General features: G+C 65.6%; 20 protein-coding genes and 1 pseudogene. 12 read left to right on the top strand and 9 right to left on the bottom strand.

The features are described from left to right. Positions 1-175 precede the first annotated feature (175 nt). A complete protein-coding gene (locus NJF35_RS13415) occupies positions 176-1,039 on the bottom strand; it encodes a universal stress protein (RefSeq protein WP_225788482.1) in 864 nt (287 codons plus the stop codon). 155 nt (positions 1,040-1,194) lie between these two features. Between NJF35_RS13415 and NJF35_RS13410 the strand changes: the two genes are divergently transcribed. Next, positions 1,195-1,809: a tRNA-(ms[2]io[6]A)-hydroxylase gene (locus NJF35_RS13410; protein WP_225788481.1), complete on the top strand. Its 615-nt coding sequence runs from the start codon at positions 1,195-1,197 to the stop codon at positions 1,807-1,809. 11 nt (positions 1,810-1,820) lie between these two features. On the opposite strand, the gene NJF35_RS13405 is transcribed toward NJF35_RS13410, so the two are convergent. Then, positions 1,821-2,141: a YqjD family protein gene (locus NJF35_RS13405; RefSeq protein ID WP_225788480.1), complete on the bottom strand. Its 321-nt coding sequence runs from the start codon at positions 2,139-2,141 to the stop codon at positions 1,821-1,823. A gap of 126 nt (positions 2,142-2,267) precedes the next feature. Here NJF35_RS13405 and NJF35_RS13400 point away from each other — a divergent pair, with 126 nt between their 5' ends. Continuing rightward, on the top strand, positions 2,268-2,531 hold the full coding sequence (locus NJF35_RS13400) for a hypothetical protein (RefSeq protein ID WP_225788479.1): 264 nt from the start codon (positions 2,268-2,270) through the stop codon (positions 2,529-2,531). Between the two features lie 65 nt (positions 2,532-2,596). On the opposite strand, the gene NJF35_RS13395 is transcribed toward NJF35_RS13400, so the two are convergent. Further along, the gene (locus NJF35_RS13395) at positions 2,597-3,073 is read right to left on the bottom strand and encodes an LEA type 2 family protein (protein ID WP_225788478.1); all 477 of its coding nucleotides are present in this window, start codon (positions 3,071-3,073) and stop codon (positions 2,597-2,599) included. 135 nt (positions 3,074-3,208) lie between these two features. Between NJF35_RS13395 and NJF35_RS13390 the strand changes: the two are divergent. The 3 genes and pseudogenes from NJF35_RS13390 to NJF35_RS13380 all read left to right on the top strand — a co-directional run. Next, positions 3,209-3,715 (top strand): annotated as a pseudogene (locus NJF35_RS13390) (RNA polymerase sigma factor); the annotation flags it as partial. A gap of 4 nt (positions 3,716-3,719) precedes the next feature. Next, entirely contained in the window at positions 3,720-4,601 is an 882-nt protein-coding gene (locus tag NJF35_RS13385) for a FecR family protein (RefSeq protein ID WP_225788477.1), read from the top strand. Between the two features lie 210 nt (positions 4,602-4,811). Further along, positions 4,812-7,154 (top strand): TonB-dependent receptor, encoded by a 2,343-nt coding sequence (locus tag NJF35_RS13380; protein ID WP_262924599.1) that lies wholly within the window; start codon positions 4,812-4,814, stop codon positions 7,152-7,154. A gap of 105 nt (positions 7,155-7,259) precedes the next feature. Here the strand turns inward: NJF35_RS13380 and NJF35_RS13375 are convergent, their stop codons facing one another. Then, the gene (locus NJF35_RS13375; protein WP_253091171.1) at positions 7,260-8,159 is read right to left on the bottom strand and encodes a LysR family transcriptional regulator; all 900 of its coding nucleotides are present in this window, start codon (positions 8,157-8,159) and stop codon (positions 7,260-7,262) included. A gap of 101 nt (positions 8,160-8,260) precedes the next feature. Between NJF35_RS13375 and NJF35_RS13370 the strand changes: the two genes are divergently transcribed. From NJF35_RS13370 to NJF35_RS13345, 6 genes are all read left to right on the top strand, one after another. Further along, complete coding sequence (locus NJF35_RS13370) at positions 8,261-9,343, top strand: extracellular solute-binding protein (RefSeq protein ID WP_253091170.1); 1,083 nt, start codon at positions 8,261-8,263, stop codon at positions 9,341-9,343. A 3-nt stretch (positions 9,344-9,346) separates the two neighbouring features. Further along, entirely contained in the window at positions 9,347-10,336 is a 990-nt protein-coding gene (gene speB, locus NJF35_RS13365; RefSeq protein ID WP_262924596.1) for an agmatinase, read from the top strand. Between the two features lie 223 nt (positions 10,337-10,559). Next, positions 10,560-10,880, top strand: coding sequence for a hypothetical protein (locus tag NJF35_RS13360; protein ID WP_225788472.1), 321 nt, complete (start codon positions 10,560-10,562; stop codon positions 10,878-10,880). 23 nt (positions 10,881-10,903) lie between these two features. Continuing rightward, entirely contained in the window at positions 10,904-12,052 is a 1,149-nt protein-coding gene (locus tag NJF35_RS13355) for a PQQ-dependent sugar dehydrogenase (RefSeq protein ID WP_225788471.1), read from the top strand. A gap of 115 nt (positions 12,053-12,167) precedes the next feature. After that, a complete protein-coding gene (zapE, locus tag NJF35_RS13350; protein ID WP_253091169.1) occupies positions 12,168-13,274 on the top strand; it encodes a cell division protein ZapE in 1,107 nt (368 codons plus the stop codon). Between the two features lie 11 nt (positions 13,275-13,285). Then, positions 13,286-13,864, top strand: a complete 579-nt coding sequence (locus tag NJF35_RS13345) for a DinB family protein (RefSeq protein ID WP_253091168.1) — start codon at positions 13,286-13,288, stop codon at positions 13,862-13,864. 82 nt (positions 13,865-13,946) lie between these two features. On the opposite strand, the gene NJF35_RS13340 is transcribed toward NJF35_RS13345, so the two are convergent. The 4 genes from NJF35_RS13340 to yegQ form a co-directional block, all read right to left on the bottom strand. Next, positions 13,947-14,945 (bottom strand): alpha/beta fold hydrolase, encoded by a 999-nt coding sequence (locus NJF35_RS13340; RefSeq protein WP_253081359.1) that lies wholly within the window; start codon positions 14,943-14,945, stop codon positions 13,947-13,949. A gap of 73 nt (positions 14,946-15,018) precedes the next feature. Then, positions 15,019-15,456 (bottom strand): YqaA family protein, encoded by a 438-nt coding sequence (locus NJF35_RS13335; protein WP_225788467.1) that lies wholly within the window; start codon positions 15,454-15,456, stop codon positions 15,019-15,021. Further along, positions 15,456-15,884, bottom strand: coding sequence for a DUF411 domain-containing protein (locus NJF35_RS13330; RefSeq protein ID WP_225788466.1), 429 nt, complete (start codon positions 15,882-15,884; stop codon positions 15,456-15,458). Before NJF35_RS13330 ends, NJF35_RS13335 begins: the two co-directional genes overlap by 1 nt. 103 nt (positions 15,885-15,987) lie before the next feature. After that, positions 15,988-17,322, bottom strand: coding sequence for a tRNA 5-hydroxyuridine modification protein YegQ (gene yegQ / locus NJF35_RS13325; protein ID WP_253091167.1), 1,335 nt, complete (start codon positions 17,320-17,322; stop codon positions 15,988-15,990). 133 nt (positions 17,323-17,455) lie between these two features. Between yegQ and NJF35_RS13320 the strand changes: the two genes are divergently transcribed. Continuing rightward, on the top strand, positions 17,456-18,520 hold the full coding sequence (locus tag NJF35_RS13320) for an AI-2E family transporter (RefSeq protein ID WP_253091166.1): 1,065 nt from the start codon (positions 17,456-17,458) through the stop codon (positions 18,518-18,520). A 27-nt stretch (positions 18,521-18,547) separates the two neighbouring features. Here the strand turns inward: NJF35_RS13320 and NJF35_RS13315 are convergent, their stop codons facing one another. Then, positions 18,548-20,620 carry a TonB-dependent receptor family protein gene (locus NJF35_RS13315; protein ID WP_253081360.1) on the bottom strand — a complete coding sequence of 691 codons (2,073 nt, stop codon included), beginning with the start codon at positions 20,618-20,620 and terminating at the stop codon, positions 18,548-18,550. Between the last annotated feature and the right edge of the window lie 105 nt (positions 20,621-20,725).

The following is a 20,725-nucleotide window of genomic DNA, read 5'->3' as shown; positions in this document are numbered from 1 at the left end:
AACGATGCATCGCCGATGGTAGTGTGGGGTTTCCCCATGTGAGAGTAGGTCATCGTCAAGATTCATTTCGCAAAACCCCTATCTGCGCGAGCAGGTAGGGGTTTTGTCTTTCTGGCGCCTGGCTGGGGTTGGCGGCGCCATCCCTATGGCGATATTCCGGCTGACAAAAGGGCACTCACCCCCGAGCCAGCTCCGCCAGGTGTGCGCTCGCCTCTTCACTCTTGAGGACCAGTACATCCCCTTCCAGAGAGTCGAGCACCACCTCCGACGTATTGCCGATCAAGGCACCGGAAATGCCTGTCCGGCCCACGGTACCGATGATGGTCACCACCGCATCCAGTGCCTTCTCGCTATAGGGAATCAGCACGTCCGCTGGCCCTTCGGCGATATGCAGGTGTTCATCGTCAATGCCATATTCGGCCTGGAAGGCCGTGCAGGCTTCGCGGTAACGCTGCTCGATGGTTTCCGAGAGTTGGTAGGTCGGGTCTGACGCCGACAGCATGGGAGAAGGATGAGCAGTGGCCACGTGCAGCTCACCCTTGGCCAGGGTGGCGATGGCATGACCGTGGTCGATGATGCTGGCATGCAAGCGGCGGTGGTCTTCATCGTTGTTGCCCACATCCACTGCCGCCAGGATCACGCCACCGGTCCAGGGGCGCTCGCTCTTGACCATCAGCACCGCACACGGGCAATAGCGCAGCAGTTTCCAGTCGCCGGGCGTCAGCAGGGCCTTGCGCAACGGATTGTCCGGACGATGCTCCTTGATCACCAGTTCGCAACCTTCGGCCTGCTGTACGGCGATGATCGATTCGTACAGGCTGTCATGCCACGCCTGTTCCTGGGTGACGTTATCGTAACCGTCGTCATGCAACTGGCTGGCGAGCAGGCTGAGCAGGGCACTGTGGTCCTGTTTCTTGTCGCACATCAGCAGGTGCAGACGTGCACCGGTCACACCCGCAATGAGCTTGGCCCGGGTCAGGGCCCGGCTATGGGCATGCTCGGGATCGAGAACGACGAGGATGCTGCGGACGGCTTGCATGGGCAGGGCTCCCTTGGGAAAAGACGGCCAATGTCTGACTATAGTCGGCGTCCCGCACGGTGCTGCTTGACATGCATCAAGCATAGCTGCTGGCGATCGGCGCCGCCCCCGGTATAATCGCCGGTTCTGCCGTTGGCCTGTGTAGCTGTGAGTTTATGTCCCTGATTCCCGAAATCGACGCCTTCCTGGGCTGCCGTACCCCTGATGCCTGGATCGAGGCAGCGCTCGCCGACCAGGAAACCCTGTTGATCGATCACAAGAACTGCGAATTCAAGGCGGCCAGCACGGCCTTGAGCCTGATCGCCAAGTACAACACCCACCTTGACCTGATCAACATGATGTCGCGCCTGGCCCGTGAGGAACTGGTGCACCACGAGCAGGTGCTGCGCCTGATGAAGCGTCGTGGCATCACCCTACGACCGGTCTCGGCGGGGCGCTACGCTTCCGGCCTGCGGCGTCTGGTGCGCGCCCATGAACCGGTCAAGCTGATCGATACCCTGGTGGTCGGTGCCTTCATCGAGGCCCGCAGTTGCGAGCGCTTCGCCGCCCTGGTGCCGCACCTGGACGAGGAGTTGGGTACCTTCTACCACGGTCTGTTGAAAAGCGAAGCCCGTCACTACCAGGGCTACCTGAAGCTCGCCCACCAGTATGGAGACGCGGCAGACATCGCCCGTGTCGTGGAGCAGGTGCGTGAAGCGGAAGCCGAACTGATCCGCTCCCCTGACCAGGAGTTCCGCTTTCACAGCGGTGTTCCACTGCAGGCAGCCTGACCCCTAGGACATCAGTGACGCCGTCCCAGCAGCAGGCCCACCACCAGGCCGAGCCCGGCACTGATCGCGACGGTCTGCCACGGATGGCCGCCGATATAGTCCTCGGTGGCCTCCACCACCGGTTGCGCCTTGTCGCGCAGCTTGCTCGTCGCCTGCTGGGCCTGGCGCAGCTTCAGGCTGATCTGGGCACGCAGGGTGTCGGCTTCCTCGCCCACCAGCGAGGCGCTGTCGTTGAGCAGCCGCTCGGACTCCTCGATCAGTGCCTGCAGTTCGCTGAACACCTGGTCCTTGATCTGTTCGCTGTCGGCTTGCGCAGTGGTTTTCCTGGCCATAACACGTCCTCGTCGCTGGGTTGTCAGAGCAATGGATAACGGTGCCTCGGGAAAGTTGCAGCGGCGTACCGGCCACCGGCCGCTACGGTGTAAGATAGCGTCCATTTTCACGTTGCAGGTAATCCCATGAGTTTCAATCTGGCCAACAGAAGCTTCGAGGAACGGGCGCAGATCGAGGCGGAGAAAGCTCGGCTGTTCGAGCTCTGGCAAAACAATCTCGGCAAGGCCAAGGGCGAGGCCGGCCGCTTGATCGCCGAGAAGCCCCGGCGCAAAGGCAAGTGGGCCGAATGGGTGCGCGCCGAACTGGACGCCCTGTCGCCACCCGAATACGCCAACATGGTGCGTAGCGAAGTCAACAAGATGATGGCGGCTGCCAGCGCCAATCGTTGATAGCGGCCGATAGGCAGGGCAGGAGCGCGGACGCAAGGTCGCCGCAACGCTTTCCCGCCGTAGCCTTACCTGGCCAAGCCAGCCTCCGGCAGGTCGAGCTTGCCTTTGTCGGTGAAGCGCACGGTGCCCAGCGGGCCGCCGGCCAGCTTGCCGCGCAATACGTAAGGTAGCCCCTGCAACGAATCCAGTCGGCTCAGGCCATAGGCCTGGCGCAGCACGGCGAATGCGGTGATGCTAACCGGCACCACGATCACGGCCTCGTCGTAGCGGCCGATGTGCCCTTGCTGGTCGCTGACACCAGCGGCCAGGGGTTGGCCATTGACCTCCAGGTTGAGGGCGATGCCGTTGAAGTCGACGGGCGTTTCGTTGGGGTTCTGCACGCGAATCTTCACCGCCATGCGCATTTCCAGCTCCTGCCCCGGCAGCGGCTCGATGCCGATCACGCTGATGTTCAGCGGGTCGCGGGGCTGGAACAGGGCGCAGGCATTGAGGGCGCAGGCAAGCAGCAGGATCAGCCAGAAACGGGCAGGGCGAGCAGTCATGGAGGCGGGCCTTGGCGTTGAAAGCGAGTTGGCAGTGTGGCAAATGCACGGCGGCGTTGAAAGTACCGGGCCTTATGAAAGATACTGTTTCTCATTAACGCCCGATAATCTCTCTTACTGGCCCATCCATCTTCCATGCTGACGTCTCCCGCGTCTGGTCTGCTGGCGAGTTTCCAGGAGCACTACGACGACCTGTTGCAGTTTCTCACCCGGCGCATGAGCGACCGGCAGCGTGCCGCCGACGTGGCCCAGGAGACCTACCTCAAGCTGGTGAAGATCGAGGCGCAGGCCGTCCCCGTGCTGCATGCGCGCAGCTTCATCTTCCGGGTCGCCGGCAACCTGGCGATCGATGCTCTGCGACGCGAACAGCGCCTGGCGGCCAATCATGAGGGCTGCGACGACGCAGGTGAGGTGCCGTGCCCAGCACCGGCACCGGAGGCCGTGCTGCTGGCCAGCGAGCGCCTGCAGATGCTCGACGAAGCCCTGCTGCAGTTGTCCAGCAATGCCCGCCAGGCCTTGCTGCTCAATCGCGTCGAGGGCCTGACCCAGGCGCAGATCGCACAACGGCTGGGCGTTTCCGAGAGCATGGTGGCAAAATACATCGGCCAGGCGTTGCGCCATTGCCGCGACTGGCTCAAACACAACCATGACTGACGCCCTCACCATGCCCACGCCGCAACCGCTCAGCGACCTGTCCGACGATGCCCTCGACTGGCAGGTATTGCTGCATTCGGGCAACGCCAGCGCCGCCGACCGCTCGCGCTACCAGCGCTGGTGCCGACTGAGCCCGGCCCATGCCGAAGCGGCCAGGGAGGCCGAGGCGCTGTGGCTGGATATCGGTCACACGGTGAGTGCGCAGGTTTTCGAAGCCGCCCCGGCACCACGCAAGCGCCGCTGGCTTGCCGGTATCGCCGCTTCGGTGGTGCTGGCCTTGGCCGGCTACACCGGGTGGCAGCAGGCGCCGGTGTGGCTGGCCGACTACCATACCGGCATTGGCCAGCGGCAGAGCATCACCCTGGCCGATGGTTCGCGAGTGACCCTCAACAGCGCCAGCGCGCTGTCCGTGGCGTTCAACGAGCGTGAACGCCGGGTGCTGCTGGAAGCGGGCGAGGCGTTGTTCGAAACGGCGCCTGACCCTCGCCCGTTCGTGGTCGAGACGGCAGGTGCGCCCGTACAGGGTGGCGAAGCGGTGTTCAGCGTGCGGCGCGAGGCCAGCGGCAGCCGCGTGGTGCTCGCTCAGGGCGAGGCTACGGTAGGCGGCAGGACGCTGCCGGTGTCGCCGGATGCCCAGGCCCAGACCGCCTGGCAGCGTGGCAAGCTGATCTTCAATGGCAAGCCCTTGGGGCAGGTGCTTGCCGAACTGGAGCGCTACCAGCACGGGCGGATCCTGCTGCCCGACACCCAACTGGCAGCGCTCGAGGTCAGCGGCGTGTTCGACCTGGACGACCCGCAGGCCTTGCTGCGCACCCTGGAGCAGCGCTATGCGCTGAAGGTCACCTACCTGCCGTGGTTGGCAGTGGTTCACTGAGCGAAAAAAAGTTTGAGTTTTTTTGCCTTTCGGACTGCAAGTTCGTGAGCGCTGGAACGTCGTAGTGGGACTGATCAGCAACCCATTCTCATTTACGACTTGTCTGGAAGCTCATTCGTGAAGGCTACGCTCAAGCTCCTGCACCGCCGCGGCGGCCGCTTCAACCCTGTCCTGTTGTCCTGCAGCGCACTGGCCATCCTGGCTGGGCCCATGCAGGCGTTGGCCGCGACGGCGCCCGCCGATGCCCAGGTGCAGGCTCGCCAGGTCCAGTTGAACCTGCCAGCGCAATCCCTGGACCAGGCGCTCACCCGCTTCGCCGACCAGGCGGGCCTGCACCTGCTGTACACCACCAGCGACGTGGCCGGCCTGCGCAGCCCGGCGCTGCGGGGTAGCTACAGCATCGAGCAGGCGTTGCAGCAGTTGCTCGCCGGCAGTGGCATGAGCTGGCAGTTCAGCGACGCCCGTACGGTAACCCTGCGCAAGGCCGAGGCCGCTCCGCAGAGCGTCAGCCTCAAGCCCATCGAAGTCAGCGTGGCCTCGCGCACCAGCACGGCGATCAGCGAGATCCCCGGTACCGTCTGGGTGGTCGACCAGCAGCAGCTGCGCGAGCAGATCGACAGCGGCGTGAGCCTCAAGGAGGCCATCGGCAAGCTGGTGCCGGGCCTAGACCTGGCACCGGAAGGGCGCACCAACTATGGCCAGAACATGCGCGGACGCAACGTGCTGGTGATGATCGACGGGGTCAGCCAGAACAGCTCCCGTGGCCTGTCGCGCCAGTTCGACAGCATTTCGCCGTTCAACGTCGAGCGCGTCGAGGTGCTCTCCGGCGCCAGCGCCATCTATGGCGGCGGCGCCACCGGCGGCATCATCAACATCGTCACCAAGAAGGGCGAACCGGGTCCGCTGCGTTTCGAGACCCAGCTCGGTGCCAGCAGCGGTTTCAACAACAGTGACGACCTGGCCACCCGCGTCGCACAGTCCATCAGTGGTGGCAACGACCGAGTCAACGCCCGCCTGGGGATTTCCGGGGAGCAGAACGAGGCCTTCTACGATGGCGGCGGCGACCAGATCTTCATCGACAACACCCAGACCGACCTGCAGTACAACCGCACCATCGACGTGCTCGGCACCCTGGGCCTGACCTTCACCGAGGAACAGAGCCTGGACCTGTTGGCCCAGTACTACGATTCCGGCAACCACGGCAGCACGGGCATCTATTTCCCGCACCTGAACCACAACGCGCCGTCGGACCTGGAGGATGCCGAACTGCGCAGCGGCTATTCCTCGGACCTCGAGCCGCGCACCCGGCGCCTGCTGCTCAACGCCAACTACCACCACACCGATGTGCTGGGCCAGGACTTCTACCTGCAGGCCTCGTATCGCAAGGAAGACGACAACTTCTACCCGTTCCCTTACTACAACCCCGGCACGCCGGCAGGATCGCGTGGCGTGTACTTCGCCGCCTCGCAGCAGAACTTCGAGGTCAGCAGCCTGAAGGCATTGTTCGCCAAGCAGTGGGACACGCTCAAGCTGACCTATGGCGTCGACCTGGACCGCGAGCGCTTCAACGCCGAGCAGACCACGTTCGATGCGCAAACGTCGTCCGAGAGCGGTGGCCTCGACCTGGACAAGGCCAGCAAGGCGCCGCGCTACCCCAGCTACCGGGTGGACGGCGTCTCGCTCTACGCCCAGCTGGACTGGCATGCCACCGACAACCTGACCCTTTCCGGCGGTGCGCGCCGCCAACAGATGGATGTGGATGTCAGCGACTTCAAGAACGTGCCCGGTGGCAGCAACGACTACCAGGTCAACCTGTACAACCTCGGTGCCATCTATGACTTCAAGAACGGCCACCAGGTGTGGGCCAACTATGGCGAGGGCTTTGACCTGCCTGACCCAGCCAAGTACTACGGCAAGCCGGGCTTGAGCGTGGCCGACAACCCGCTGGCGGGCATCAAGAGCCGCCAGGTCGAGCTGGGTTGGCGCTATGGGGACCTGGACTGGGATGCCCAGGCGGCGCTGTACTACATCTGGTCGGACAAGGTCATCAACTTCGATGCCCAGACCCTGGCCATCGATGTGGATGACAAGAAGAGCCGCGACTTCGGTTTCGAAGGCGCCTTGACCCGCCACTTCCAGAGCGGCTGGGAGGCCGGTGGCACGCTGCACCTGGTGCGGTCGGAGGAAGAGGATGCCGATGGCGACTGGATCAAGCGCGATGCCCGCTATGCGTCGCTGTCCAAGTCCACCGCCTTCGTCGGCTGGAAGGGCGAGGGGCGTAGCGCGCGCCTGCAGGCCAACCATGCCTTCACCCTCGAGGACGATGCCGACCACGAGATCGACGGCTACACGACCTTCGACCTGCTGGCCAGCCAGGACACTGGCTTCGGCACGTTCAGCGCGGGCATCCAGAACCTGCTGGACAAGCAGTACAGCACCGTCTGGGGGCAGCGTGCGACCCTGTTCTACTCACCGACCTATGGGCCGGCCTACCTCTATGACTACCAGGGGCGCGGGCGCACCTACACCCTGACCTGGAGCCTGGCCTACTGAGTGCAGGTACTTAGGGCCAGCTCGCTCCTACAGGTTCGGCGCTGACCTCAAGTGCAGCGCGGTCTCTGTGGGGCTTGCCGGCGATGGGCTGCAAAGCCGCCCCAACTACGCTGTACAGGCGAACGCTGCCAGCAAATCCTCGGCAAACGCCTGTTGCGCTTCACCCGGCACCCGGCCACGGTGACGGGCGAGGGTAAAAGGCACGACGAAATCCAGGGACGGATCCAGCGCCCGCAACGCCCCCTGCGCCTCCCAAGGCCCGGCGCAGTGGCAGGGCAGGTAGCCGATGTGCCGGCCAGACAGGATGAAGGTCAGCACGCTGTCGATTTGCTCGGCCTGCGCCGAACTGCGCTGGCTCATGAAGGGTTCGCCACCCTTGAGAAGGCGGTAGGAGTGGCGCACCTGGTCGGCCTCGAGCAGGGCCTGGCGGTCCACCTGCCCCTGGGGAAACAGCGGATGCTGCCTGCCGCAGTACAGGCGCTGGGTTTCCTCGAACAGCGGCTGGTAGTCGAAGGCCGCCTGGTTGCCGGAAAAGTAGCTGATGGCGTAATCCAGGCGCTGCTCCAGCAGCAGGCGCTCAAGCTCCGCCGGCGGCGCGCTGATCAGCTCCAACTGCACCGACTCCTCGCGCTGACGAAAACGCCCGATGGCCTCGGCCAGGCGCAGGGTGATGACCTTGTCCTGGTTCTCCGCCATGCCGATACGCAGCGTGCCCAGCAGCCGCCCGGCCACGCCATTGGCCTGCTGGCGGAACTGCTCGATCTGTACCAGCAGCCCACGGGTCGCCTCGAGCAAACGCTCGCCCTTCTCGGTCAGGCGAAAGCCACTCTTGCCACGGCTGCACAAGCGATAGCCCAGGCGCGTCTCCAGGCGCGCCATCTGCTGGCTGATGCTCGGCTGGCTCAAGCCCAGCACACCTTGGGCGGCACTGAAGCCACCGGCCTCGACTACAGTGACGAACAGCCGCAGCAGGTGCAGGTCCGGGTCTTGCAATTGTCCGAGCATCACATTGCTCCTGATGAATGTCAGCTTTGCAAACTTGCGATTCTTGCAATGTAGCGCGACTGGCATGCTGTCGGCATCCACCCATTGCCGAGGTGTCCACCATGCGCCGTTCGTTATGCCTGTTGTCCCTGGTTCTGGCCCTGCCGCTGCAGGCCGAAGAGAAGGTCGTCAACCTGTACAGCTGGGCTGACTACGTGGCCCCGCAGACCCTCCAGCGCTTCGAGCAGGAGAGTGGCTACAAGGTGCGCTACGACACCTTCGACACCACCGAGGTGCTGGAAACCAAGCTGCTGACCGGCGGCAGCGGCTATGACGTGGTGGTACCGTCGTCCACCGTGCTGGCCCGGGCGCTCCAGGCCAACGCCTTGCAGCCGCTGCACGCACAGGCCATGCCAGGCTACGCCAACCTCGACCCGGACCTGCTGGCCAAGCTGGCCGAGGTCGACCCCGGCAACCTCTATGCGCTGCCCTACACTTGGGGCACCCTCGGCCTGGGGGTGAATGTCGAGGCCGTGCGCCAGCGCCTGGGCGACGAGGTGCCGCTGGACAGCCTCGACCTGCTGTTCAAGCCCGAAAACGCCAGCCGGCTCAAGGACTGTGGCATCGCCATGCCCGATTCGCCCCAGGAGGTGATCGGCCTGGCCCTCCATTACTTGGGCAAGGACCCCTATAGCCAGGAAAAGGCGGACCTCGACGCGGCCCAGGCGCTGCTTCGCCAGTTGCAACCCTCGGTCAGCTACGTGGCCAACGGCCGGCAGATCAATGACCTGGCCAACGGCAGCGTATGCCTGGCGCTCACCTACAATGGCGATGCCGCCATGGCGGCCGACCAGGCGCGTCGTGCCGGCAAGGGGTTCGAGCTGATCTACCGGATCCCCCGGGAGGGCACCCTGGTCTGGCAGGACAACCTGGCCATTCCCAAGGATGCCCCGCACCCGGAGGCTGCCCGCGCGCTCATCGCCTTCATGCTGCGCCCCGAATCGGTGGCCGAGCTGACCAACACGCTGTTCTTCGCCAACGCCAACCAGGCCGCCACGCCCCTGGTGGACGATGCCGTACGCAACGACCCGGACATCTATCCGCCCAGCGAGGTACGCCAGCGCCTGTATGGCGATCGCAGCATGGCGCTGTCCGACCTGCGCCAGCGCAATCGCCTGTGGACGGCGTTTCGCAGCCGCCAGTGAACAATGACGACAACCAGGAGCCCAACCGTGGAACACGCCCAGAACAACGACCAGGCCATGACCCGTGACAGCCTCTACGGCACCGTCGCGGAAAGCACCTACGCCGGTATCACCAGTTTTTCCCGGCGCCGCTACAGCCGCGACCTGCGCGGGGTCGATGTGGTGGTGAGCGGTGTCCCCTTCGACACCGCCACCAGCAACCGCCCCGGGGCGCGTTTCGGGCCGCGGGCGATCCGTGCCGCCTCGGTACAGCAGGCCTGGGAGCGGCACTGGCCCTGGGCGTTCGACCCGTTCGACCACCTGGCGGTGATCGATTATGGCGACTGCGCCTTCGACAGTGGCAGGCCCGAGTCGGTACCCGACAGCATCGAGGCGCATGCCTCGCGTATCCTGGAGGCCGGTTGCGCCATGCTCACCCTCGGTGGCGACCACTTCATCAGCTACCCGCTGCTCAAGGCCCATGCCAGGCGCCACGGGCCGCTGGCGCTGATCCACTTCGATGCGCACAGTGACACCTGGCCGGACGAGGAGGGCAAGCGCATCGACCACGGCACCATGTTCTGGCACGCTGCCCGCGAGGGGCTGGTGGACCCGGCCAGTTCGGTGCAGATCGGCCTGCGTACCACCAACGACGACAGCCAGGGTTTTGCCATCCTCGACGCTCGCCAGGTCCATCGTCAGGGTACCGAGGCGGTGGTCGCGGCGATTCGCCAGCGGGTTGGCGAGCGACCGGTGTACCTGACCTTCGATATCGACTGCCTGGACCCAGCCTATGCGCCAGGCACCGGCACGCCGGTCTGCGGTGGCCTGAGCACCGTGCAGGCGCTGGAGATCCTGGGGGGCCTGCGGGGCATCAACCTGGTGGGCATGGACCTGGTGGAAGTGGCGCCGGCCTACGACCACGCCGACATCACCGCCCTGGCCGGGGCGACGCTGGCCATGGAGATGCTGTGCCTGTATGCGGCTCGGCACAAGGTAGATAGCGACGAGTGAGCCCCCAGGGCCTAATCGCGGGCAAGCCCGTTCCCACAGCCTCAAGTTCGGCGCTATTTCTGTGGGGGCGGCCTTGTGTCGCGAATGGAGCGTGAAGCGACCTCTCGGGCCCATACTGAAACATCACGAATCATCTCTATCCGCATTCGCACTTTTGCCGCGAACCTGTAGCGCCTTAGGCTATCCAACGCTTGAGCGCGCTTTTTCGTACAGGGGGTGAAGCATGAATCCCACATTACCGTGCCTGGCCATCGGCCTGTTGCTGAGCCTGCCGCTGCCGGCTGCGCCACTCCCGCAACCGCTGTTCCTCGCCGCTGACAGGAACAACCCGTACAACAGCCCGATCCAGCGCGCCAACCCCAACAGCCGCCAGGGCAGCGTACCGGCCACGCCACCGGTGCGTGGGCCATCGACCCAGCCCAACCCCCGCCCGCCGACCCTGGACAACCGCGGCATCGGCAATGGCGAGAACCTGCGCCGCGAACAGCAGACCCCCAACCTGGAACCCACCCGGCCACCGCGCGACAGCCAACGCGCGCCGTAAGCCCCACCGGAAGGAGCCCCCGCATGACGCCACGCACCTGGTTGACCACCCTGGCCGTCGCCGCCCTGATGCCCCTGCTGGCCCAGGCCGCTGCCGAACAGCAGTTTCCCAGCGAGGAGGGGCAGTTGACCGTCAGCACAGTCGCCGACGGCCTGCGCAACCCCTGGGCACTGGCCTTTCTCCCCGATGGCCAGCACATGCTGGTCACCGAACGCCAGGGCAACCTGCGGGTCGTCAGCCGCGAGGGCAAGGTCGGCCCGCCCCTCGCGGGTGTGCCCAAGGTCTGGGCCGTAGGGCAGGGTGGCTTGCTCGACGTGGTGCTGTCGCCGGAATTCGCCCAGGACCGCACCGTCTACCTGTCCTACGCCGAGGAAGGCGCCGATGGCAAGGCTGGCACCGCAGTTGGCCGCGGCCAGTTGTCCCAGGACCTGGCGCGTCTGGAGAACTTCACGGTGATCTTCCGCCAGCAGCCCAAGCTGTCCGACGGCAATCATTTCGGTTCGCGCCTGGTGTTCGACCGCGACGGCTACCTGTTCATCGCCCTGGGCGAAAACAACCAGCGCCCGACCGCCCAGGACCTGGACAAGCTGCAGGGCAAGGTCGTACGCATCCTGCCCGACGGCGAAGTACCCAAGGACAATCCCTTCGCCGGCCAGGCCAACGTACGCTCCGAGATCTGGTCGTACGGCCACCGCAACCAGCAGGGCGCAGCGCTCAACCCCTGGACGGGCGAGCTCTGGACCCATGAGCATGGCCCGCGGGGCGGCGACGAGATCAACATTCCGCACGCGGGCAAGAACTATGGCTGGCCGATCGCCACCCACGGCATCAACTATTCGCTGCTGCCGATCCCCGAGGCCAAGGGCAAGCACGTGGAGGGCATGACGGACCCGCACCATGTCTGGGAGAAGTCGCCGGGCATCAGTGGCATGGCGTTCTACGACCGCCCGACCTTCAGGGCCTGGGACCACAACCTGTTCATTGGCGCGCTGGTGAGCCAGGAACTGATCCGGTTGCAGCTCGATGGCGACAAGATCGTTCATGAAGAACGCTTGCTGGGCGAGCTCAAGGCGCGTATCCGCGACGTGCGGGTGGGGCCGGATGGTTACTTGTACGTGCTGACCGATGCCACGGATGGGGCGCTGCTCAAGGTAGGGTTGAGGGAGGGCTGATTCGTCATTGCTGGGCCCCCGGCGATCATCCTGGCCAACGCAATGGCCGGGGCACCTGTCAGCCAGAACCCGGCGGGATGTCGTACCATGGCGCTTTTGCCCAGGGTGCAACGGCATGCCACTCGACCCCCGAACCCTCTACCAGCAGGCTCTCGATGCGCAGGGTTTCGTCCCCGATGCCGCCCAGGCCTTGGCAGTGGACGCGCTCCAGGTCTGCTTCGAGGCGTTGACCCGGGGTGAATCCACCCAGGGAGTCTACCTCTGGGGCCCGGTCGGGCGTGGCAAGACCTGGCTCATGGACCAGTTTCACCGCTGCCTGCAAGTCGCGGCGCGGCGCCAGCACTTCCACCATTTCATGGCCTGGGTCCACCAGCGGCTGTTCCAGCTCAACGGCACCGCCGACCCGTTGCAGGCGCTGGCCCGGGAACTGGCCGGGCAGATCCGCGTGCTGTGCTTCGACGAGCTGTTCGTCAGCGATATCGGCGATGCGATCATCCTGGGGCGTCTGTTCCAGGTGCTGTTCGACCAGGGCGTGGTGATCGTCGCCACCTCCAACCAACCCCCACACCAGCTGTACCGCGACGGCTTCAACCGCGAGCGCTTTCTCCCGGCGATCGCCGCCATCGAGCGGCACATGCGCGTGCTGGCCGTGGCCGGCGAGCAGGACCACCGTTTGCACCCCGGTGCGGTCCGCCAGCGCTACTGGGTCGCCGAACCCGGCCAGCCCGGTGCCCTGCAGGCGGTGTTCCAGCAACTCAGTCCGACCGATGCGGGGACCGACCAGCCCTTGCAGGTCGGCTCCCGGCAAGTCCGTGTGGTGCGACGCAGCGCGCAGGCGATCTGGTGCCGCTTCGCCGACTTGTGCGAACAACCTCTGGCGGCCATGGAGTTCATGGCCTTGTGCGACCGCTTCGCGGCGATCCTGGTGGACGGTATCCCGGCCCTGGGCGGCACGCAGCGGGCCGGGCGCATCGCCCGGGGCACCGAGGATGGTGCCCGGCGAGTCGAGGCGGGCGACCGCGAGCTGCCGACGCTGGCGCCCAAGGATGACAGCGTGCGGCGCTTCATCGCCCTGGTCGACGAATGCTACGACCGTCGGGTCGCCCTGTACCTGGAGGCCGAAGTCCCGCTCGAAGCGCTCTACACTCAAGGGTATCTGGCGTTCCCGTACCAACGGACCCTGAGCCGACTACGGGAGATGCAACTGCAACGCTTCGCCTGAAGGAGCCGACCATGGAGCCGCTGTCGCATCATCTGCTGACCCAGGCCTACAACAACGGCTGGGCCAACCACCGCCTGTACAAGGCTTGCCTGCAACTGACCCAGGACGAGTTCGTCGCCCCGCGTTGCAGCTTCTTTCCCTCGATCAAGGCCACCCTCAACCACCTGCTGACGGTAGACTGGTTCTACCTGCACGCGCTGGAGTGCGAGCAGCGCGGCGAGGCGCCGGACCCGGATGGTGAGCGCTTCTTCGAGCCCGAGCAGCCGTTCGCCACCTGCGCCGACCTGTATGCCGAGCAGGCCCAGGCCGACCATCGGCTGATCGCCTATTGCCAGCAATTGCGCGATGACCAGTTGCACCGCTACGTGAGCATCGTGCGCCCGGACCGTCTGCAGCGTGAGCCGCGCCTGCGTGTGCTGGCGCACGTGTTCGAGCACCAGATCCACCACCGTGGGCAGGTGCATGCGATGCTCAGCGACACGTCGGTCCGCCCGCCGAAGCTGGATGAGTTCTTCCTGGAAGAGGAAGCCGACCTGCGGGCGGATGATTTCGCCGAACTGGGCTGGAGCGAGGCGCTGGTCTGGAAGTGATGGCGAGGGGCCAATGCCCCTCAGTCATGCGACATTGGGGCTGCGTTGCAGCCCATCGCCTGTATGTTCCCGCACCACACGCCTACCGCTGCAACCAGCCGATCAGCGCCTGGTGGAAACGCTCGGGTTCCTCGATCTGCGGTGCATGCCCCAGGCCTTCGAAGGTCACCAGCTGGCCTTGGGGAATCAGCCCGGCGACCCGCGGCCCCAGTTCCTTGTACCTGCCCAGGCGCGCCTTGACCTCAGGCGGGGCGATGTCGCTGCCGATGGCCGTGGTGTCCTGGTCGCCGATCAGCAGCAGGGTCGGCATCTGCAGGTCCTTGAACTCGTGGTACACCGGCTGGGTGAAGATCATGTCGTAGATCAGTGCCGAGTTCCACGCCACGGCTTCATGCCCCGGGCCCTTGTTCAGGCCCACCAGCATCTGCACCCAGCGCTCGTACTCTGGCTTCCAGCGCCCGGCGTAGTAGGTGTTGCGCTCGTAGTTGCGGACACCTTCGGCATTGAGCTGCAACTCGCGTTCGTACCACTGATCGACAGTGCGGTAGGGCACGCCCAGGGCCTTCCAGTCCTCCAGGCCGATGGGGTTGACCAGGGCCAGGCGCTCGACCTGTTGCGGGTACATCAGGGCGTAGCGGGTGGCGAGCATGCCGCCGGTGGAATGCCCGAGGACGATGGCCTGCTTCACCCCCAGGTGTTCGAGCAGTGCATGGGTATTGTGCGCCAACTGCTGGAAGCTGTACTGGTAGTGCGCAGGCTTGCTGGCGCTGCAGAAGCCCACCTGGTCCGCGGCGATGACCCGGTAGCCGGCCTGGCTCAGGGCATCGATGGTGGTTTCCCAGGTGGCGGCGCAGAAGTTCTTGCCGTGCATCAGCACCACGCTGCGGCCATTGGCCTTGCCCTTGGCCGGCACGTCCATGTAGCCCATCTGCAGGGGCTGGCCCTGGGACCTGAAGTCGAAATGCTCGAGCGGGTGAGGGTAGGCGAAGCCTTCGAGCTGCTTACCGTAGGTGGGCGATTCGGCGGCGATGGCCGTGCTGCCAACGAGGCAGGCCAAGGCCAGGGCGGTTGCGCGCAGCATGGGGGCACTCCGTGTAGGGCCATGTAGGAATAGGCGACTGTAGCAGTCTTGACCACCAGAAACAGCCAAGGTGTCACTGGCCTTGCAGCCAGCCCAGGGTGACCATGGCCAGTACCAGGTAACGCCCACCCTTGGCCAGGGTGACCAGCAGCACGAAGCGCCAGAAGGGTTCGCGCATGATCCCGGCGATCAGGGTCAGCGGATCGCCGATCACCGGCATCCAGCTCAACAGCAGCGACCACTGGCCCCAGCGCTGGTAACGCTGCTGCGCACGCTCCAGCTGAGTGGCGCTGAAGGGGAACCAACGACGGTCACGCAGGTGCTCGATGGCCCTGCCCAGCATCCAGTTGACGATCGAGCCCAGCACGTTGCCCAAGGTGGCGACCAGCAGCAGGGTGGCCAGGGCCTCGGGCTGGCGCAGCAACAGCCCCACCAGCACCGCCTCGGATTGCAGTGGCAGCAGGGTGGCGGCGCCGAAGGCGCTGAGAAACAGCGCCCAGAGGCTGAGCATCAATAGGTGGCCACCACTTCGTCCTTGCCGTCGTGGGTCAGGCCGATGACCTGGTAGGGATCCTTGTGGTCACCCATCTCCATGCCCGGCGAGCCCATGGGCATGCCCGGCACGGCGAGGCCCTTGAGGTCGTCGCGGCGGGCCAGCAAGCGCACCTGTTCGGCCGGCACGTGGCCCTCGATGAACTTGCCGTCGATCACGCCGGTGTGGCAGGAGGCCAGGCGTGGCGCGACGCCCAGGCGCTGCTTGACCGCGCTCATGTTCGGCTCGACATGGTCGTTGACGGTGAAGCCGTTGTCGCGCAGGTGGCTGATCCACAGCTTGCAGCAACCGCAGTTGGGGTCGCGGTAGACGTCGATGGTCTCGGCGGCCTGGGCCAGGCCGGTAAAGGCCAGCAGGCCGAGGGTGACCAGGTGTTTGCGCAGCATGATGGTGAAACTCCTTTGGAAAAGCGGGCGCTCAGGCGGATCAGGCCACTGTATCCTCGCTGTCAGCGCCTGTCAGCCAGGTGACGTGGACATGACAAGTCTGTCAGGCAGCCGTGTCGTCGCCTTCCAGGTCGCGTATCAGCAGGCCGTAGTCCAGCGGCACCTGCTCGGGGATCGGCAGGTAGACCACATGACCAGCGCCAGGTGCCACTTGGATCGCCTGCTGCTGGCGACCGTGCAGGCGATGCAGGTCGAAGTGGTAGTTGCCCCGCGGGGTCATCAGCTCCAGGTGGTCGCCCACGGCGAAGCGGTTCTTCACCTGGACTTCCGCCAGGCCTTCCACCCGCCGGCCGGTCAGTTCGCCGACGAACTGCTGGCGCTCGGACACCGAGTTGCCGCGCTGGTAGTTCTGGTACTCGTCGTGCACGTGGCGCCGCAGGAAGCCTTCGGTGTAGCCGCGCTGGGCCAGGGACTCGAGGTTGTCCATCAGGCTACGGTCGAACGGGCGCCCCGCCACGGCGTCGTCGATCGCCTGGCGGTAGGCCTGCACGGCACGGGCGCAATAGAAGTGCGACTTGGTCCGGCCTTCGATCTTCAACGAGTGCACGCCCATGTGTGTCAGGCGCTCCACATGCTGGATGGCGCGCAGGTCCTTGGCGTTCATGATGTAGGTGCCGTGCTCGTCCTCGAAGGCAGGCATCGCCTCGCCAGGACGGTTGCCCTCCTGGAGCAGGAACACCTGGTCGGTCGGGGCACCGATGCCCAGGGTCGGTTCGACCTCGCGGACGATGTCCCCGGTGATGTCCTGCGTGGCCTCGGTGGCCTGGTATTTCCAGCGGCAGGCATTGGTGCAGGTGCCCTGGTTGGCGTCGCGGCGGTTCAGGTAGCCAGACAGCAGACAGCGCCCGGAATAGGCCATGCACAGGGCGCCATGGACGAACACTTCCAGTTCCATGTCCGGTACCTGCTGGCGGATCTCTTCGATTTCCTCCAGCGACAGCTCGCGCGACAGGATCACCCGGCCCAGGCCCAGGCGCTTCCAGAACTCGACACTGGCCCAGTTCACCGTGTTGGCCTGCACCGACAGGTGGATGGGCATCTGCGGGAAGTGCTCGCGCACCAGCATGATCAGCCCGGGGTCGGACATGATCAGCGCGTCCGGCGCCATCTCGACCACCGGTGTCAAGTCCTTGAGGAAGGTCTTGAGCTTGGCGTTGTGCGGGGCGATGTTCACCACCACGTAGAAGCGCTTGCCCAGGGTATGGGCCTCCTGGATGCCCAGGGCCAGGTTGGCGTGGTCGAACTCATTGTTGCGCACCCGCAGACTGTAGCGCGGCTGGCCGGCGTAGACCGCGTCGGCCCCATAGGCGAAGGCGTAGCGCAGGGTCTTGAGGGTGCCGGCGGGAGCCAGCAGTTCGGGCTTGGCGAGTGAGGTCATGTGCGCACCGGGGCAAAAGGCGCGGATGCTAAGGCCAGCGCCGCGTTGCGGCATTGACCTGGATCAAGCGGCCGGCGATGGCACTTTTGCCGATGCCCTGCGCACTAATGTCCAGGACAGTCGAGGAACCTCCATGAACCCTACCGCTTTGCAGAACAAGGCCCTGGCCGTGCTCCTGACGCTGGTGAGCGTCGCTTTCGCGTGGATCCTGCTGCCGTACTACGGGGCGATCTTCTGGGCGGTGATCCTCGGCATCCTGTTCGCGCCGTTGCAACGTAGCCTGCTGGTGCGTGTCGGCCGGCGACGCAACCTGGCCGCCGCCATCAGCCTGCTGATCTGCTTGCTGATCGCCATCCTGCCGGTGATCGTCATCAGCACCTTGCTGGTGCAGGAAGGCGCCGCGCTCTACCAACGCATCGAAAGCGGGCAACTGGACATCGCCGGCTACCTCGAACGGGGCAAGGACATGCTCCCGGCCTTCGCCCAGAATGGCCTGGACCACATGGGCCTGGGCAACCTGGACGGCCTGCGCGACAAGATCAGCAAGTGGGCGACCCAGGGCAGCCAGTTCCTCGCCAGCCAGGCCTTCAGCTTCGGCCAGGGGACCTTCGACTTCCTGGTGAGCTTCGGCATCATGCTCTACCTGCTGTTCTTCTTCCTGCGCGAAGGCGCGGACCTGGCGCGCAGGGTCCGTCTGGCCGTCCCCCTGCCGGAGCAGCAGAAGCGCCGCCTGCAACTGAAATTCAACCGGGTGGTGCGCGCCACGGTGAAGGGCAACCTGCTGGTGGCCATCACCCAGGGCGCCTTGGGCGGCTTCATCTTCTGGGTGCTGGGCATCCCCAGCGCGCTGGTCTGGGCCGTGCTGATGGCGTTCCTGTCATTGCTGCCGGCGGTGGGGGCGGGGATCGTCTGGGCGCCGGTGGCGCTGTACTTCCTGCTCACCGGGGCGATCTGGCAGGGCGTGGTGCTGACCGCCTTCGGCGTGCTGGTGATCGGCCTGGTGGACAATCTGCTGCGGCCGATCCTGGTGGGCAAGGACACCCGGATACCCGACTACCTGATCCTGGTCTCCACCCTCGGCGGCCTGGCGGTGTTCGGGCTCAACGGCTTCGTCATCGGTCCGCTGATCGCCGCGTTGTTCATCTCCAGCTGGGCGATCTTCGCCGATACGAAGCCGCAGGTGCAGTTGCCTTCTTGAGCGCTGCGAAGCGACCCCAGGATCGGCCTAGCGGAAGCTGTACGAGACCCCTGCATACACCCCGAACCCTTCCCCCGGCGTCGAGCGAGCAATGTCCCGTCCGCCATCGTCGTACCCCGGCGTCACCGTCGCTGCATACCGCTTGTTGGTCAGGTTGCGCAGGTCCAGCCAGGTCTGCCAGTCCTGCTTCGGCGAGTTCCAGCCCAGGCGTGCACCGAGCAGGGCATAGGCGTCGGCAGGGTAGCTGTTGGCATAGTCGACCTGGACCTTCGAGGCCATCTGGGTATTGAGCCCGGCGTAGAAACCACTCGGCCAGTCGTAGCGCAGCTCGGCCTGGTAGTAGTGCATGGGAATGCCGGGCAGGCGGTTGTCGCCGAACGTGTCGTCGTCGCGGTAGTGGAAATCGCTGAAGGTGTAGGCCTGGCGCAAGGCCAGCCTTCCCGTGCCGGGGCGTTCCCAGAGCGTGCTGTCCAGGCTGGCCTCGACACCCTGGTGCACGGTGGCGCTGGCGTTGAACTCGGCCGCTGGGGTGCCGGGCACGATCTCCACCGCCAGCAGTTCATGGCGCACTTGCGAGTAGTACCAGGCCAGCTCCCAGCGGCCGAAGGCGGCATCGCCCCGGCCGCCCAGCTCCAGCGTGGTGGCGGTCTGGTTCTGCATTTCGATGGGCTGGATCTGCCCACCGCTCACGGCGGGCGCACTCCAGATCAGCGACCACGGATGTGGCGGCTCCACCGAACGGCTCAGGTTGCCATAGACCTGCACGTTCGGGGTGACGTCGTAGCGTAGCCCCAGGCGCGGTGCGTAGTCCCAGTCATGCTGGCTGACCTTGCCGCCTGCGGCAGGGTAGGTGACATCGCTTTCACGGCGGGTATAGATCATCGCCAGGCCTGTGGTCAGCCACAGGTTGGGAACCAGCTCCAGGTCATTGCCCACGTGCAGCACCGTGTCCGAGCCTTGGTAGCTGAAGTCGCGGGTGCGCTCACCGATGACGTCACGATTGCGCGCGAACTGCGAGGCACCGCTGTTGGGCAGGTGCTTGGTGGTGCGCCAACCGACGGTGGTCTTGCTCTCGTGGCCCCACAAGGTGTCGCGGCGCAAATAGTTCAGTGTCCCACTGACATCGGTATAGGCGACCTTCAGCCGCATCGGGCCTTCGCGCAGGTCCATCGGGTAGTCGTGATAGACCAGCCCGGTTTCCAGGCGAGCATCGTCGTCCAGGTAGAAGGTGGTCTTGTTGCCCACCCAGGTGCTGCCCGGTTGCGGGCGGCTGTCGTCGCGGGCCAGGTAGGCTGGGTTGGCATCGCGGGGGTGATGTTTGATCTGCTGCTTGGTCAGGCGCCCGGCCAGTTCGTTCTCGGTTTCCCGGTAGCGCAGGTAGAAGCGCGTCTCGAGGTTCGGATTGAACCGGTAGCCGACGTTGGCGGCGATGCCTTTGGCGCTGCCGCTGCTGTGCTCTTGGTAGCCGTCGTATTCCGCGTCGGTCAGGGCCACGTAGTAGTCGAGGTCGCCCAGCACCTGGCCGGAGCTGATGTGCCGGTGCTGGTAGCCCCGGCTGCCGACTTCATAGCGCAGTTGCAGCGGCGCGGCATCGTAGCCGGTATGGGTCACGTAGTTGATCGCGCCACCCAGGGCCAGGGCGCCCTGGTCGAAACCATTGGCGCCGCGCAGCACTTCGGCACGGCTGAGCCACAGCGGCTCGAACAGCTCGTAGGGCGTGCCACCAGGACCGGTCAGGGGCAGGCCGTCGAACATCGTGTAGACCCCGGAGCCGTGGGCGCCGGGAGCGCGATTGATGCCCGAGCCGCGGATCGACAGCTTGATGCCGTCGTTGCCTGCCGACTGGGCGAACACCCCGGGCTGGTAGGCCAGCACGTCCTGGTTGCTGGCGACGCGGCCCTGGCCTACCTGCTGCATGTCGACCAGATTGCTCGCCCCCGGCACCTCGTGCAGGCGTTGCGCCGCGGCCTCCAGCTCGCCCTGTCGCTGGTCTTCGATCAGTACCTGGCCGAGTTCCACCGGCGCCGCAGCCATTGTCGGTGTGGCGGCGCTGCTGACCAACAGGCCGAAAGCACAAGTGACAGGTGAAACGGGGCGCATCGTACGACTCCAGGTAGAAGGGGCGGCAGGCAATGGAGGTCAGACGCGCGAAAGGCCGCTCAGAGCACGTCCGGCAGCCGGGTGAAGATCCGGGGGCCGCAGGTA

The sequence above is a fragment of the Pseudomonas guariconensis genome (genome assembly GCF_024127895.1).
Taxonomy (GTDB): Bacteria; Pseudomonadota; Gammaproteobacteria; order Pseudomonadales; family Pseudomonadaceae; genus Aquipseudomonas; species Aquipseudomonas guariconensis_B.
The sequence above is the reverse complement of the archived record's forward strand: the minus strand, read 5'-3'. Positions and strand labels throughout refer to the sequence as shown.